Origin of the sequence: Methanobacterium sp. (assembly GCA_016222945.1) — an archaeon.
Lineage (GTDB): Archaea > Methanobacteriota > Methanobacteria > Methanobacteriales > Methanobacteriaceae > Methanobacterium_D.
On the sequence record JACRPY010000005.1, the window covers coordinates 70,227 to 84,341 of the forward strand.

Sequence of the window (14,115 nt, forward strand, 5' to 3'; positions counted from 1 at the left end):
TTTTACCACAACCTAAAGAATCTTCCTACTGATTTACCTATATTAGTTACTGTATTTACTGTTTTTCTTGCTGTGTTAACAACAGTATTCACTGCTTTCTTCACCGTGGTTACAGCCTTGGTGACCACCTTCTTAACGGTGTTCACCACATTATGAACAGCCTTTTTTACTGTAGTTACAGCCTTGGTGACCACCTTCTTAACGGTGTTCACTACATTATTTACAACCTTCTTCACGGTTTTAACAGTATTATTTACAGCTTTCTTTACTGTAATGACAGTATTGTTAACAACCGTCTTAACAGTACGAGCTATATTGTTAACTACTTGTTTTCCTACATTACTTAAAGTGCTACCCGTCCATTTAACTATATTTATACTCGAATTAATTGTATTCTTCCATGCGTTGGTGAAATTAGTCCAATTCCAATTATTAGGGTTTAAAACCGTGACAATAGAACGTATGGTATCGTATCTCATTAACTGTTGATAAATTGGACTTTCAACGATTCTGGTTAGCAAACGTTTGCCTGAAGCTCCTGCAACAATCTCAAACATCGCTGGGATCAAACCCAATCCTGGTTCTAAGAATGATCCTATTTTTGATGTGATTCCAATGAAAGCTTCTACCGGATTTACTGCAGAAATACCAAATTTTTTTAGAATATTTGTTAATGGATCACCAATAATGTTCCATATTTTCATTAGTATTGGGCTTTCTGACAAGAATTTCCCGACAAATGTTCCAACTCTACCTATAGGAACAATTGAAACCAAAAGAAGTAAGAAGCCTCCAACTGATAAGTCACCATTTTCATCTACTCCTGTAAAGAATTTTATAACTTGTTTTAGGTTTTCTCCGCCCCACATGTTATCTAAATTGCTGTAGCCGTAAATATGATAAAAATCATAGTTGAAGAAATCCCAGATGTTACCTGATTGCCAGGCTTTCTGCCCCGCCTGAATCATCTTATCCCAAATATAAAAATGCATATTAAACGGATTAAAAGGAGATTCCAAAATTCCTGCTAACGGACCATAAACCGAAGGCCCCTGATGATTAATCCTCCAACTCGCATCTGCATCCTTAATCAAACCCGAAAACGGATCACTACCATAGATGTATGGTGCTAACGGGCCGAAAATTGATCCTGTTGTAGATCCTGAAGAAGGTACTGTAACTTGGTTTTGGGTCTGTACAAAACTTCCAAAACCAAAATTTTTTAACAAATCAACTAAAACCGTTGAAACATCCGAACCGGCGCCAGTGCTTAAATAATTAACAGGCCGGCTAAACAATCCTGATGCAACAGACCATAGATTGCTTCCAGATTGATAACCCACAGTATTTCCACTGGTAGGTGTTCCAATTCCTCCCGGACTTCCAGGAGTTGTGGAAGACCCGGATGCTGTCACCATATAATAAGCATAAGCTTGCCCCTGATTACCTGCCCTGTCCATGGCATCTATGGTTACCATATCCCAACCAGGAACTGTATTTAAAGGAATTATATAAGAACCTGTCCACTGTCCGTTTAAGTTGCTTAAACTGATTTTTTGGTTGTTTATGGTAGCAGTAATGCTGGCAGTGTCTGGGGAAGCATCCACAGTGATTTTCAGTTCTCTACCTGCCATCACCTGTTCTGGGGTGAGGGTACCTGTTAAAGTTGGTGGTGTGTTGTCCACGGTGAAAGTGAGAGTAGCAGTGCCTTGGTTACCTGCGTTATCATAAGCAGTAATTATAACACTTTGAAGTCCATCAGGAAGTGAATGAACATTATAATTTAACCTCCATGAACCATCAACCTGTTTAATTAGGCTGAAAATCATCCCACTTATGTTTGCCACGACTCTGGCAGTATCAACGCTTGAAGAAACTGTTAAAATGGTGCTATCACCTGATTTAACTAAATTAGGAGTGATTGTGCCAGTTACAGTAGGAGGAGTGTTATCAACATTGAAACTGAGGTCAGCTGTGCCTTGGTTACCTGCAGTGTCAGTGGCGGTTAATATTATTGGATAATTCCCATCCACAGTATTTGGAACCACGTAACTAAGTTTCCAGGTTCCATCTACATCTTTAACGAGATTGTAGGATATCCCTTGAATGAGAGTAGTGATTGATGAAGTATCTGGATCAGAAGAAACCTGTAAAGTTAAAGAATCACCTGATCTCAAAATATTGGGATTAACATTACCAGAAACGGTAGGAGGAGTATTATCTACAATATAATTAATAGAATTTGTGCCTGAGTTTCCGGCATCATCAAAAGCTGTCAGCGTGATAGGATAAGCACCATCAGAAAGATGAGGAACAGCATAATTAAGTAACCACCAATTATCGGGCTGTTTAGTGAGATTATAATTTACGCCATTGATAATGGCAGTTACTTGTGTAGTATCCATATTTGAAGCAGCAGTTAACCTTAAGACATCACCTGATCTTATTCTTTCATGGTCCAAGTATCCCTGAATGCTGATTTTCTCCTTAAAAATGTGAATGAATACATCAGTGTTTCCATTAGTGTCACCTGGTGCCAGATTATCTACATCAGAGTTGAATACCAGATAATTTCCCATGGCACTTAATGAAGGGTTGAAATATGAATTTCCCACATAATCTACGGGGGATTCAACTACTCGTTGAATTTCACCTGATTGTTGGTCAAATATGAAAATATCTGGAGCGTTATTATCATCGCCAGCCACTAAATTAGTAGCGTAAGAAGTAAATACTAAATAACGTCCGTCACTGCTTATTGAAGGTTCTAAACTTTCATAGTTACATAGTGCTCCTGTATAAGGAACTGTGACCATCTTAATATTTCCTGTAAAGCGGTTAAATAAAAAGATATTCTGATTATAATATTGCCAATAATTTGGATCTCCAATACTTGGCGGACCGTAGATGATAAATGGCCGGTTAACGAAAGCTAGATAATGTCCATCATCACTAAGTGATGTTTGGAATATATGAATTCCCTCATCCCAATTGAATTGACGTGCAATTTTAGTGGTTGTTTTCAATTGACGATCATATAGGAAAAGGTCTGCCCATGAATCATCTACTCCATCTAATGGTGCCCAGCTAACAAATGCTACAAAACGTCCGTCGCCACTGATTGAAGGTGGAAACCCACATCCCCCACTTGTGTTACTATCATTAGAAACACTAATCCTCTCAGTGATACTTGAAATCATGTCTCTTACATATACTTCCTCTCTTCCATCTGTGACAGTTGTCATTAGATTTGTAGATGAAGATATGAAAGCTACGTAACGTCCATCTGCACTAATTGATCCGCTTTGGCTAAAACCATCTCCTGGACTGCCATTTGGAGAAATACTTAAAAGTTCAGTGATTCCTAAAAGCCTATCTCTCACATACAACTGAGATTGGCCTGATGGAACACCTCCAGCTACAAGATTAGAGGCAAATGAAGTGAAAACAATATAACGACCATCTGCACTAACAGCAGGTTCATAACTATAATAATTTCCCTCCTGGCCACTTGTAGAAATACTGACCCTCTCGGTGATGTTTAAAAAACGATCACGCACAAAAACATCCCGATAACCATTCGTATCACCAGGAACCAGATTATCTGCATCAGAACTAAAAGCCACAAAACGTCCATCTGCACTGACCACTGGATCATCACTGGCTTGATTCCCCTGGATACTACTATTATTTACACTAACCAATTCAGTAGTATTATCTGCAGCTGCAACAGACCCACAGATTGTTAATATGAAAATTAACGTGATTATCAGTAACAAAAACTGTCTTTTCAAGATTCAACTCCAGTATAGTAAATATCAGTGTTATATTAGTATTATGAAAGGGATATGATGGTTTTTATAACTTAAATGAGAATTTCTAATCTCATTTATGTATGATTGAGTATTGATTATTATGATAACCAGGTCTTAATAATAAACTATTTAAATATTACTATTTTGATCTGCTACAGTAATCAACAACTTTAAATTAAATAAAAATAAAAAAATAGCCTTAAATATCTAATTTGAAGTAAAAATAAACAATATACGCTCTAAAAACTTAAAATAAATAAAAAAAAGAAGTTTTAGGCAATACACTCAAAAATAAACTGGAATTATTTAGAAGTGCTACCAGCAGCTTCTACTTCACCGTAAAGAACTTCAGCAATACCTTTAAGTTTATCCATACCCTTAACTTCTTCCTGTTGAAGTGGTATCTCAGCTATAAGCTGATTTCCAAACTTCTCATGGATTGTTTTAAGGCGTTGCTCCTGAATCTTACGTCTTGCAGCACAGAATTCACAATCAGCTTCTTCTGGTTGAACCTGATTAACAATAACTCCGTCAGCAGTCATATTAAATTTAGCCAAAGCTTCCATTGCCCTTTCAGATTCATATATCGACATTTCCTCAGGAATAACCACCATCTTAAATGAAGTCCTCTCAGGATCAGCTAAAACGCCTCTTGCAGCTTTTATTTGCTTTTTAGATTTCTCCATATCTTCTAAAGCACGGTCTTCCTCTTCCTCATCACCCATAAATGGCATAATATTTTTAAATGCCTTAGCCATGCTTCCAATTTGGCGCCTGACCTTAATCATCTTCCCTACCCATGAATCCATCATTTCAGGGAATGAAAGTAACCTTAAAGTGTGTCCAGTTGGTGCTGTGTCAAAAATAACAATGTCATACTCATCAGTAGTCATATATTGCATGAATTTATCAAATGCAGCTGTTTCATCAATACCTGGAGCCATTGAAGCCATGTCCATCTGGTCCTGCATCATGCCCATATCCATACCAGGATTCAAAGCTTGCTGTTCCTTCATTTTTGCCTGATAATCCTTCATAGCAACTTCAGGGTCAATCTCAACAGCCTCCAGATTTTCAGCTATAGGTGTTGGATTATGCCCAATGTTCTTCTCAAAAGAATCAGAGAGAGAGTGTGCAGGGTCAGTAGAAATTACAAGAGTTCTTTTACCGCTTCTTGCAAACCATAACGCTGTTGCAGCAGAAATAGTGGTTTTACCAACTCCACCTTTCCCACCAATAAATACAAATGTTGTTTTTCCTTTGTTGAATTTAAAAAGATCTTTAAATGCCATTTTAATCCTCCATATCATTTATTTGATAACTCAGTTAAAATTAGATATCAATTATAGTTACATTAGGTTCTTTTTATATTTAACTCAACCACTCAAAAATCTACGATTTTTGGTGCCCCAAAATTTCCAATTTTGAGGGCTTTTTTCCGAAAAAAGGTTGATCAAAAAATCCTCGCTAAAGCTCGGAGAACAGGGATCAAACCTTAAAAATATATTTCCAAAAAATTAATAGATATACCAAATTATTTTCCAAAATACGTAGCGAAAATGGAAATTCCTGCCATTAATATAGTTGTTCCTACCGGAAGCAATGCCAATCCTAAAGTATAATTTTTTTTGTAGGGCCTTTCTACTTCGAATATTTCTAGAGAAAAATCACCAATTATAGGATTTCCATCCGGAAATTCAATGTTTTCTATCGTCAATACGCCATTAACATTTTTTTCATCTGGCATTTTGATAGAAAGCTCATGACTATGATGTGGTAACAATTTAAAATCACAATATTTTCCACTCTTTTCTTTCTTTTTCTTTGGTATGTGATGTGCATATTTATTTATTTCAATTCCAGTTTTTGGATCTCTATCAAAATCCATTGGAATGCCTTTAACTTCATATATAATGCTATTTTTTAATCCATTCTTTAATTTGAGGTTGACTCTTAAAACTACTGGAATAGTATAAGCGATTTGCCCAAATCCCGTTATTTTAGATAATTGACTATATCTTAACTCATGAGATGGTAGTGATTCTATTCGAATTCTCTTTGAATATCTAGCACACAATACAACTATAATTCCAGTAATTAGGACTAAAAATCCAATGATTAATAGTATTTGAGCGATACTTTCCCACATACAATCCTCCTCATCAAATTGAATATTTTTAATTCACTATATATATTTATTACATTATTAACTTGGAAATGATTGAGAATATTAAGTTTAATAACTTTATTTTACTATTTTTATCATTACACAACTCCAAAATAAAAGATTTTCAAAGTATTTTTTAAAAAATGGACCTAATACCAAACTTGCAGTACAAAATAACATGGTTGAGGGTTTAAATAATCAACATTCACCTGTTCTGGAGCAGTCCCCTTGGGAACACCAACAATATACGCATTGAAACTGTCTTTAGGATCTCCTCCCTTTAAAATATGAAACCATAACACTGCTTTGGTATCATTACCCATAACTGATTGAATTTTGTTATTTATATTTATAGGAACACTGACAAAATTTTCCCCGCATTCTACCGGTGCATCAGCTTTGTCAATTCCCCATTTTGCAGAATTAGCTACACTAGATGGATCAGTGAGTATATAGAAGTCTGTTGTGTTTAAATCATTGATACTAATATTGAAATATTGACATGTCCATCCAGGTTTCCTATTTTCAAAATCAGGTTGTTTATGATCAGAATGTGGGCAGACATCCCATTCATTACAGTTTTCAGTTTGCTTTGAAGGATTATAATGTGTATCCATTCCAACTAAAATATTTAAATACATAAAGTCACATAATACTGTTCTGTTTGCAACTGCAATCTCTGCAGCACTTGCAGAAGGCGTGTTATCTTCTATTATTATTGTTTTTAGCTTATTGTTTATGGGATATATTTTTAAACTGGAATTAACGCCGTTTGGAAGAATTTTTCCATACATTAACTGGTCATACTTTTCCTGTAATCTGCTGATTTTTTTATAGGAAAGAGTATTGGGAATTATTTTATTTGTTTGAACATCTATTTTTGCAAGTCCTGGAGTTACTTGAAGGTCACAACCATGTTTTTCCCATTCATCAGGAGATCCAGGGGATTTTATTAAAATATCAGCCGTGTCTATGGTTATTCTATCAAGAGAGAATCTTGAAGAATAGTCCTGAGCTTTGAAACTTACTAAATCCATGGCATTGGCCGAAACGCCCATTACCACTACTATTATGATAAATGCCACCATAACATCGATGGTAAATGCCTGCCCTCCTTCATCTTCCCTAAAGCTTCTTTTCCCCATTTAATCGCCTAATACATAGGTAATCCATATTTTTGTCTGTGTCCATTATCCAGAAATAATCTATAGTGGTTAACGCCATAGACATAATAAGTAATTTCTTTTCCAGGATAACTCGTTTCATTAAATATTACATGATCTATGGAGCAAGGAGCAGATTTTATATTTAAATTAGATGAATTAGACGGAACTATGAATGTTTCAAAACCATAATGCGGGCATGTTGCCTTACCTTCTAATCTACATAAAAAACATGCTCCATCGCTGCTTTCATGAAAATAACCAGTTTCTATACAGTTTTTAAGTACAATAAAAGATTTAGAATTCCCATGCCCAATATACGGGTCATATGGGCATTTCTTTATGAAAAGGGAGGATGATGAATTTTCATAAGCTTCTGCATTTGTCATGTTTTTGGTTTTTAAGAAATTGACAAGGCTTGAACCGTAGCATATCTTCGTGCTTGTATTGGTAATCCCTCCATAGCTTTTACATTTTATAAAAGGAATAGGATCAGGAATAGGGTAATTTGTATCTATAATTGAAATATCCTGGCTCAAACTTTCGTTGTGAGTTATACTGCCTTTATTAACATATACCGTTGACTTAACCCTGATTTTAAAGGGATCTGGCGATGAATCTACAGATAAAATAGTACATTTAACGTTAATCCCTCCATTTTCACTGTATTTTTTGGATAAAGAATCCATTTCTCCCTGCAAAGCATTTTTTATGTCCAATCTACTATCTTCTAGAGGCTTTCCGCTTTGGATGACTGTTTGCGTGATTTTTTGGAGAGTTTTTTCAGTTATGATGGGTGTATTAAATTCTATATCCTCTGCTGCGTAAAATGTGGCATCTGATTGTAATACTCTGCTTTGAGATTCACTTCCAATGTGAACCATGTCCACTAAGACTGCTACCAAAAAAATTGCTGGAATCGCTAAAAGAAAGGATAACCCACTCATTACATAGCCTTTTTGATCCATAATACCTCCTTTATACCCTAAATCTAAAAATAGATTTAATATAGTGAAGAAAAAGTATCTATTTTTCCTATTAACTTATTAATTATTACTTATTTTTATTATAATATATAAATATATATGTAAAATTTGGATTGAATAATAGATTAAACATATATATTATTAAATTAAAAATAAGTATGATAATAAAATCAATGACCAAAGAATTTAATTATAATTACACCCAAAAGTGCAATGAATATATATAAATACAACATAAAAAACATCTAAAATTTACAAGTTTAATTTTTAATAATTAAATTAACTAAAATTTCAAAGGTTTTGACTGGAGGTATTAAATGAAAGAAATAGTAAGAGCGTGGCGTCATATCCCACAAAGATACAGCCTTATCGGATCAAAATGTTCACACTGTGGAAAAGTTTTCTTCCCAAAAAGAGTTTTATGCCCAGAATGTAGGAGCAAAGGAGATTTAAAAGATATTGCTCTTAAAGGAGAAGGGAAAATTCACAGTTATTCTGTTATCAACACCCCTACCGATGATTTCAAACTAATTGCACCATATGTAGTAGCAATAGTTGAATTAATAGAAGGAGCCAAAATAACAACCCAAATAGTTGACTGTAATTCAAAAGACGTTGAAATAGGCAGTGAAGTCGAATTAGTCTTTAGAAAAATAAAAGAAGAAGGCGATGATGGAGTGATCTCATATGGATACAAATTTAAACTCAAAGAATGATAAAATAGGCATTTTACTTGTAGGACATGGAAGCAGACTACCATATGGAAAAGACGTTGTAAGCAGACTTGCAGAAATGTATAAAGAAAATAATTCAAATTACCTCGTTGAAGTGGGATTCATGAATATATCCAAACCTTCAATTCCCTCTGCATTAAATAAGCTTGCAGATGAAGGTGTCCAGAAAATCATTGTTACACCTGTCTTTTTAGCTCATGGTGTTCACACAAAACAGGATATTCCCAAGATTCTTGGTTTAAATAACGGTCACGATGATTCACATGGTCACAGCCATGGGCATGACCATCATCATGAAGAAGAGGTTGAAGAAATTAAATTTGACGGCGAAATTATCTACACTGAGCCTCTTGGCGCTGATTTAAGGCTTGTAGATATAATAAAAGATAGGGTTAATAATGCCCTTTAATTATCTTTTTTTAAATAAATTAAAAAGGTTTAAAAATGCCCCTTAAAGTTTCTGATATTGGGGAAAAAGGATTAATAAAGAGAATTCTTAAAAAATCCAATAAAAATATAATTAAATCTTCTTTTTTTGATGATATTTCTATTAAAAGCTTGAATGATGATGCAGCACTTATTAATTTTGGAGATCAGTATTTAGTTGCAACATCTGACATGTTATCTAAATCTGCTCATTTTCCTGATGAAATGATTTTTAAACAAGTTGGAAAAAAAGTTGTAACCGTAAATGTGAGTGATTTAGCTGCAATGGGAGCTAAACCTCTGGGAATCATTGTTTCTGTAGGTTTACCTAAAGATATGCCTTTAGATGACTTTGACAGTATGATGGACGGGATTTTTGAAGGCTGCAAAGAATATGGAATGATGCTAATTGGTGGAGATACAAACGAATCAAATGAATTAACCATCAGTGGAACTTGCTTAGGAATTGTAAGCAAAGAAAACGTTTTAATGAAAGATGGAGCAAATTCTGGAGATGTTGTTGCTGTTACAGGGCCATTAGGACTTGCAGCTGCAGGATTTGAAGTTTTATTTAACGATTTAGATCTTGAGCCTGACACAAAGAAAAATTTATTGGATCATGCTTTGAATCCAAAAGCAAGGGTTAAAACAGGGATTTTACTTGGAGAAACTGGCTCAGTTACATCTGCAACGGATATAACTGATGGTCTTGCCAGTGAGATTGGCGAAATTGTAGATAGCAGTAGTTCTGGAATTGGTATAACTATTTATGAAGAATTACTTCCTATTCCCGATTCTGTGTTAGAAATTGGCAAAAACACGAATAAAAATCCTTTTGAATTTGCTTTATACTATGGAGAAGATTTTGAAATCCTATTAACTATAAGAAAAGATGTTTTTAATAAAATTAAAGATAATTTTCACCTTTATAAAATAGGTGAAGTGACTTCTTCGGGTAAAATGATTATTGTAAATAAAGAAGGCATAGAAAACTTGCTTACGCCACGTGGTTGGGAGCATTTAACTAAATAAATTTTATTTTTAAGTTAAAATCAAATTTAATGTAAATTAACCATATTAATTATAAAATAAGTTTAATCGTTGGCATTCAAGTTTTTTGAGGTTGAAGGAAACGGAGTTTCCTGAACAGCTAAAACAGAGTTTTTGCATGTTGAAATGGACTCGAATGCCAACATTAATAGTTTTAGTATTTTAGTATAAAAAGATGTTTTTAATACATTATCTAATTATTTTTATATCATGAAAAACATAATATATCACCATATTAAGTTTACTAAAGGAATTTGAAGACTTTTATATGCTCAAAATGATTATTATACATCCAAATAATATTTAAAATATTTAGGAGAGTTATAATGAAAAAAGAAGTTATGACATATGAAAAATTCCATGATGCACTTCAATGCAAAGTATGCCAGAGGAAATGTGTCATTAACAAGGGAAACACAGGATTCTGCAATATGCGGAAAAATATAGATAACAAGCTCTGTGCATTAAATTACGCTGCAGCATCATCTGTAGCTGTTGACCCCATTGAAAAAAAGCCGCTTTTCCATTTTTATCCTGGTTCAACTGTTTTTTCACTGGGATCTGTGGGATGTAATTTTAGATGTAAGCATTGCCAGAACTGGAATATTTCTCAGGCAAATTTAAATGAAATTTCAACACGTGAAATATTACCTGAAGAAGCAATAAGACTTACCAAAGAATATGGCTGTAAATCGATAGCATGGACCTATAATGAACCGACCATGTGGTTTGAATACACTTATGATTCAGCTAAACTTGCAAAAAAAGAAGGTATAGCCACAGTTTATGTAACAAATGGTTATATGAGTGAAGAATCATTTGATCTTATTAACCCTTATCTTGATGCTGCTAATATTGATTTAAAGGGTATGTCCGATAAATTTTATCAGGAACTATGTCAAGCACGACTCCGGCCAGTTTTAGACAATATAAAACGTTTTTATGACAATAAAATCCATATAGAAATAACAAATTTGATAATTCCAGGTTATAACGACTCTAAAGAAGATATTACTGCTTTAGTTAAATTTATGGTAGATGAAACTGGGCCAGAAGTTCCCCTACATTTCACCAGATTTTTTCCATACTACGAATTAATTCAACTTCCACCTACACCTGTAAAATCACTTCAAAGAGCTTATAATATTGCTAAAGATGCAGGAATGAAGTATGTGTATATTGGAAATGTTTCCGTTGGAGGGGGAGAAAATACATTATGTCCAGAGTGTGGTGAAATTCTTATAGAACGTGATGGCTTTGAAATTATAGATGATAAGTTTAAGAAGACAAGAAAATGTCCTAAGTGTAATGCATCCATTAATATTATTACGTAAAAATTCTTCCTAAGCTCGCTAAATCCCTAGAAAAAGGAGTTAATTTAATGAAAAATGTCCAGTATATTAATCCCGATGGTCTAAATAAAAATCCGGCTTTTTCCAATGTAATTATAATCCCCGAAAGCAAGAAAACTGTTTTTATAGGAGGACAAAACTCTGTAAATGCAAAAGGAGAAATAATTGGAAAAAATGACATTAAAAAACAGTCCGAACAGGTATTTAAGAACTTAAAAATAGCTTTAGAATCAGCTGAAGCCTCCTTTGAAAATTTAATTAAATTGAACATTTATATCGTTCATGGAAATGATCCACAGCCCGCTTTTGAAGTATCTCAAAAAATTATGGGTAAAATAGAAAACCCACCAGCAATTACTGTCGTTTTTGTATCAGCATTGGCCAATCCTGACTTTTTAATTGAAATAGACGCTATTGCAGTAATTCCTGAATAAAAAAAACTTTTTTGAATAATTAATGCAAAGATAAATCATGTATTTTCAGTACTTTAAAAATCCCTATAAGATAGTGACAATAAACCAAATTAATTTATTTGTTTTTTAGGTCAAAAGAAACCTTAAAATAAGAGATAATTATAATAATTCTGTCTACAATCATTGACAGTTATCTGGCTTAAATTCCTGAGGTAATCATAGATGAATTTTGAAAAAATAATTATTTTACTAACGTTTTTTATATTTTTAGCCGCTTTTATAATTACAAATCATTTATTTATTAGTGAATCCGCTGATTTATCCTTAGTATCTGATGTTAAATATATTTCAAATGAAATAGGCCCCCGGCCCGCTGGATCTGAAAATGAAAAGGAAGCATCCCAGTATTTAGCCTCAAAACTCAATAGCTATGGAGTAGAAACTGAAATTGATGAATTTAAATATTATTCTATGCGTTCTGAAAGTTTTAAGCAGTCAGAAAATGTTGTAGGTACAATAAAAGGAATATCCTCTCAACAAATTGTTATATGTGCCGATTTAGACAGTGTAAAAGATAAATCCAATGGAAATTATACTGAAGGCACCAATGACGATGTAACAGGACTTGCAATACTTATAGGGCTTGCAAAAAAGTATCAAAATGAAAAACCTTATTTTACAATAAAATTAATTGGTTTTGGAGCTGGAGAAGATGAATACACCACTCCTGTCAATGTAAGTCAGATAACCAGTTTAAATCCCGATGAATATAATGAAATCATGTCCATACCATATCTTGTAGGAGCACGCTATTATGTACTCCAAAATCAGGATTCAATTAATGATACTGTAGCTGTTATTAGTTTAGAGGCAGTAGGTAGTGGTGATCCATGTTTTATAGCTCAAGATTCGTTTATTTATAATAATCAATCATTTGTTGATTTTTTAGTTTCAAATGCAAGGATTAATGGTTTTAATGCTCAGAAAGTTGATTTTATGACCTACAATTCATCTTCAGGTGATGAATCTCCAATTAGCCATATTTATCTTCCTTTTTCCTATGCAAACATTCCTGCGACGTTTTTAACCTGTATGGAAAATCCTAATGTTAATGATTTAGTTCACGGCGATGCTGAGATGCCAGGCTACCTTACAGTAAATGATAACTATGAAAATTTAGTAAAAAACAATGGTGGAGAAGCAAAGCTACAAAGACATTTAGATGAAATTTTATTTCTAACCAAAGACAGTATAAACAAATTATCCATATTTTACGCTCTAAAAAGTTCTTCCAATGCTTAATAAAACATTTAGCAGCTTATTTTTTTATGGAAGATTTAATTATAGACACGAATCAAAATAATCATTTTTCATTTTATAAAAAAATTAGTTAGTCATAACAATATTTATTATAGCTCTGTTTTAATAATAAATTAAATATCAATTCGGAGGGGATCAAAATAGAATTTAAAAATATTTTTAAACTACTTTTAATAGTTGTTTATGCCGATGTAGGACCTGCTATTGGTAAAAACCAAGCTAAATCTATAGCAAAAGAGTATTTATCTTCCCATAATTTGCCATACAAGGTTACAACAGCAACAGAGCTGGTACAAGTTAAAAATACGCAGACAGGAAGTACCAAATGGGTTACACCAGAAGAATATATGAATATTGCTAGTAATGATACATCCCCCTGGAACTCTCCTGCTACTGGAGAAATCACTGCAGTCTGGAAAGTATCTACTGTAGATAGCCAGGGAAAAGGAACTGGGAGCATATGGATAAATTCTGACACTGGTAAAATCACTAAAACAGAATTAAAAGCCGTTACCACTCAAAACAACACTGCAAATCAAACAGCAAACGCAACAACAAATGCAACTAATCAAACTGCTCCAGGAACATCAAACAACAATACATGGATAATAATAGGCATAATTATCGTGATTATTATTATAGGCGCTGGTTACTGGATGTACAGCAGAAGATGAGAGTAATCCCCTCAT

Annotated in this window: 13 protein-coding genes; 7 read left to right on the forward strand and 6 right to left on the reverse strand. The window is 33.7% G+C overall.

Features of this window, described 5'->3' with window-relative positions:
- Window positions 1-2: 2 nt before the first annotated feature.
- The 5 genes from HZC47_08875 to HZC47_08895 form a co-directional block, all read right to left on the reverse strand.
- Window positions 3-3,794: a PD40 domain-containing protein gene (locus tag HZC47_08875; GenBank protein MBI5680993.1), complete on the reverse strand. Its 3,792-nt coding sequence runs from the start codon at window positions 3,792-3,794 to the stop codon at window positions 3-5.
- Between the two features lie 323 nt (window positions 3,795-4,117).
- Window positions 4,118-5,107 carry a TRC40/GET3/ArsA family transport-energizing ATPase gene (locus tag HZC47_08880; protein ID MBI5680994.1) on the reverse strand — a complete coding sequence of 330 codons (990 nt, stop codon included), beginning with the start codon at window positions 5,105-5,107 and terminating at the stop codon, window positions 4,118-4,120.
- A 242-nt stretch (window positions 5,108-5,349) separates the two neighbouring features.
- Window positions 5,350-5,964 carry a hypothetical protein gene (locus HZC47_08885; protein MBI5680995.1) on the reverse strand — a complete coding sequence of 205 codons (615 nt, stop codon included), beginning with the start codon at window positions 5,962-5,964 and terminating at the stop codon, window positions 5,350-5,352.
- A 167-nt stretch (window positions 5,965-6,131) separates the two neighbouring features.
- Window positions 6,132-7,127: a hypothetical protein gene (locus tag HZC47_08890; protein MBI5680996.1), complete on the reverse strand. Its 996-nt coding sequence runs from the start codon at window positions 7,125-7,127 to the stop codon at window positions 6,132-6,134.
- Between the two features lie 8 nt (window positions 7,128-7,135).
- Window positions 7,136-8,113 (reverse strand): hypothetical protein, encoded by a 978-nt coding sequence (locus HZC47_08895; GenBank protein MBI5680997.1) that lies wholly within the window; start codon window positions 8,111-8,113, stop codon window positions 7,136-7,138.
- Between the two features lie 335 nt (window positions 8,114-8,448).
- Here HZC47_08895 and HZC47_08900 point away from each other — a divergent pair, with 335 nt between their 5' ends.
- The 6 genes from HZC47_08900 (at window position 8,449) to HZC47_08925 (ending at window position 13,408) form a co-directional block, all read left to right on the forward strand.
- Entirely contained in the window at window positions 8,449-8,847 is a 399-nt protein-coding gene (locus HZC47_08900) for a Zn-ribbon domain-containing OB-fold protein (GenBank protein MBI5680998.1), read from the forward strand.
- Window positions 8,819-9,274 (forward strand): sirohydrochlorin nickelochelatase, encoded by a 456-nt coding sequence (gene cfbA / locus HZC47_08905; GenBank protein MBI5680999.1) that lies wholly within the window; start codon window positions 8,819-8,821, stop codon window positions 9,272-9,274. Before HZC47_08900 ends, cfbA begins: the two co-directional genes overlap by 29 nt.
- A gap of 35 nt (window positions 9,275-9,309) precedes the next feature.
- Window positions 9,310-10,323, forward strand: a complete 1,014-nt coding sequence (gene thiL / locus HZC47_08910) for a thiamine-phosphate kinase (GenBank protein MBI5681000.1) — start codon at window positions 9,310-9,312, stop codon at window positions 10,321-10,323.
- Window positions 10,324-10,667: 344 nt separating this feature from the next.
- Window positions 10,668-11,675: an AmmeMemoRadiSam system radical SAM enzyme gene (gene amrS, locus HZC47_08915; protein ID MBI5681001.1), complete on the forward strand. Its 1,008-nt coding sequence runs from the start codon at window positions 10,668-10,670 to the stop codon at window positions 11,673-11,675.
- A gap of 47 nt (window positions 11,676-11,722) precedes the next feature.
- Window positions 11,723-12,127, forward strand: coding sequence for a RidA family protein (locus HZC47_08920; protein MBI5681002.1), 405 nt, complete (start codon window positions 11,723-11,725; stop codon window positions 12,125-12,127).
- A gap of 201 nt (window positions 12,128-12,328) precedes the next feature.
- A complete protein-coding gene (locus HZC47_08925; protein ID MBI5681003.1) occupies window positions 12,329-13,408 on the forward strand; it encodes a M28 family peptidase in 1,080 nt (359 codons plus the stop codon).
- 199 nt (window positions 13,409-13,607) lie between these two features.
- On the opposite strand, the gene HZC47_08930 is transcribed toward HZC47_08925, so the two are convergent.
- The gene (locus tag HZC47_08930; GenBank protein ID MBI5681004.1) at window positions 13,608-13,751 is read right to left on the reverse strand and encodes a hypothetical protein; all 144 of its coding nucleotides are present in this window, start codon (window positions 13,749-13,751) and stop codon (window positions 13,608-13,610) included.
- Window positions 13,752-13,773: 22 nt separating this feature from the next.
- Between HZC47_08930 and HZC47_08935 the strand changes: the two genes are divergently transcribed.
- On the forward strand, window positions 13,774-14,100 hold the full coding sequence (locus tag HZC47_08935) for a hypothetical protein (GenBank protein MBI5681005.1): 327 nt from the start codon (window positions 13,774-13,776) through the stop codon (window positions 14,098-14,100).
- The last annotated feature ends 15 nt before the right edge of the window (window positions 14,101-14,115 follow it).

Bases quoted from the DNA above. Each gene is read 5' to 3' on its own strand.
- HZC47_08880 (MBI5680994.1), bottom strand. From the start codon at position 5,107: ATGGCATTTAAAGATCTTTTTAAATTCAACAAAGGAAAAACAACATTT.
- HZC47_08885 (MBI5680995.1), bottom strand. From the start codon at position 5,964: ATGTGGGAAAGTATCGCTCAAATACTATTAATCATTGGATTTTTAGTC.
- HZC47_08890 (MBI5680996.1), bottom strand. From the start codon at position 7,127: ATGGGGAAAAGAAGCTTTAGGGAAGATGAAGGAGGGCAGGCATTTACC.
- HZC47_08895 (MBI5680997.1), bottom strand. From the start codon at position 8,113: ATGGATCAAAAAGGCTATGTAATGAGTGGGTTATCCTTTCTTTTAGCG.
- HZC47_08900 (MBI5680998.1), top strand. From the start codon at position 8,449: ATGAAAGAAATAGTAAGAGCGTGGCGTCATATCCCACAAAGATACAGC.
- cfbA (MBI5680999.1), top strand. From the start codon at position 8,819: ATGGATACAAATTTAAACTCAAAGAATGATAAAATAGGCATTTTACTT.
- thiL (MBI5681000.1), top strand. From the start codon at position 9,310: ATGCCCCTTAAAGTTTCTGATATTGGGGAAAAAGGATTAATAAAGAGA.
- amrS (MBI5681001.1), top strand. From the start codon at position 10,668: ATGAAAAAAGAAGTTATGACATATGAAAAATTCCATGATGCACTTCAA.
- HZC47_08920 (MBI5681002.1), top strand. From the start codon at position 11,723: ATGAAAAATGTCCAGTATATTAATCCCGATGGTCTAAATAAAAATCCG.
- HZC47_08925 (MBI5681003.1), top strand. From the start codon at position 12,329: ATGAATTTTGAAAAAATAATTATTTTACTAACGTTTTTTATATTTTTA.
- HZC47_08935 (MBI5681005.1), top strand. From the start codon at position 13,774: ATGAATATTGCTAGTAATGATACATCCCCCTGGAACTCTCCTGCTACT.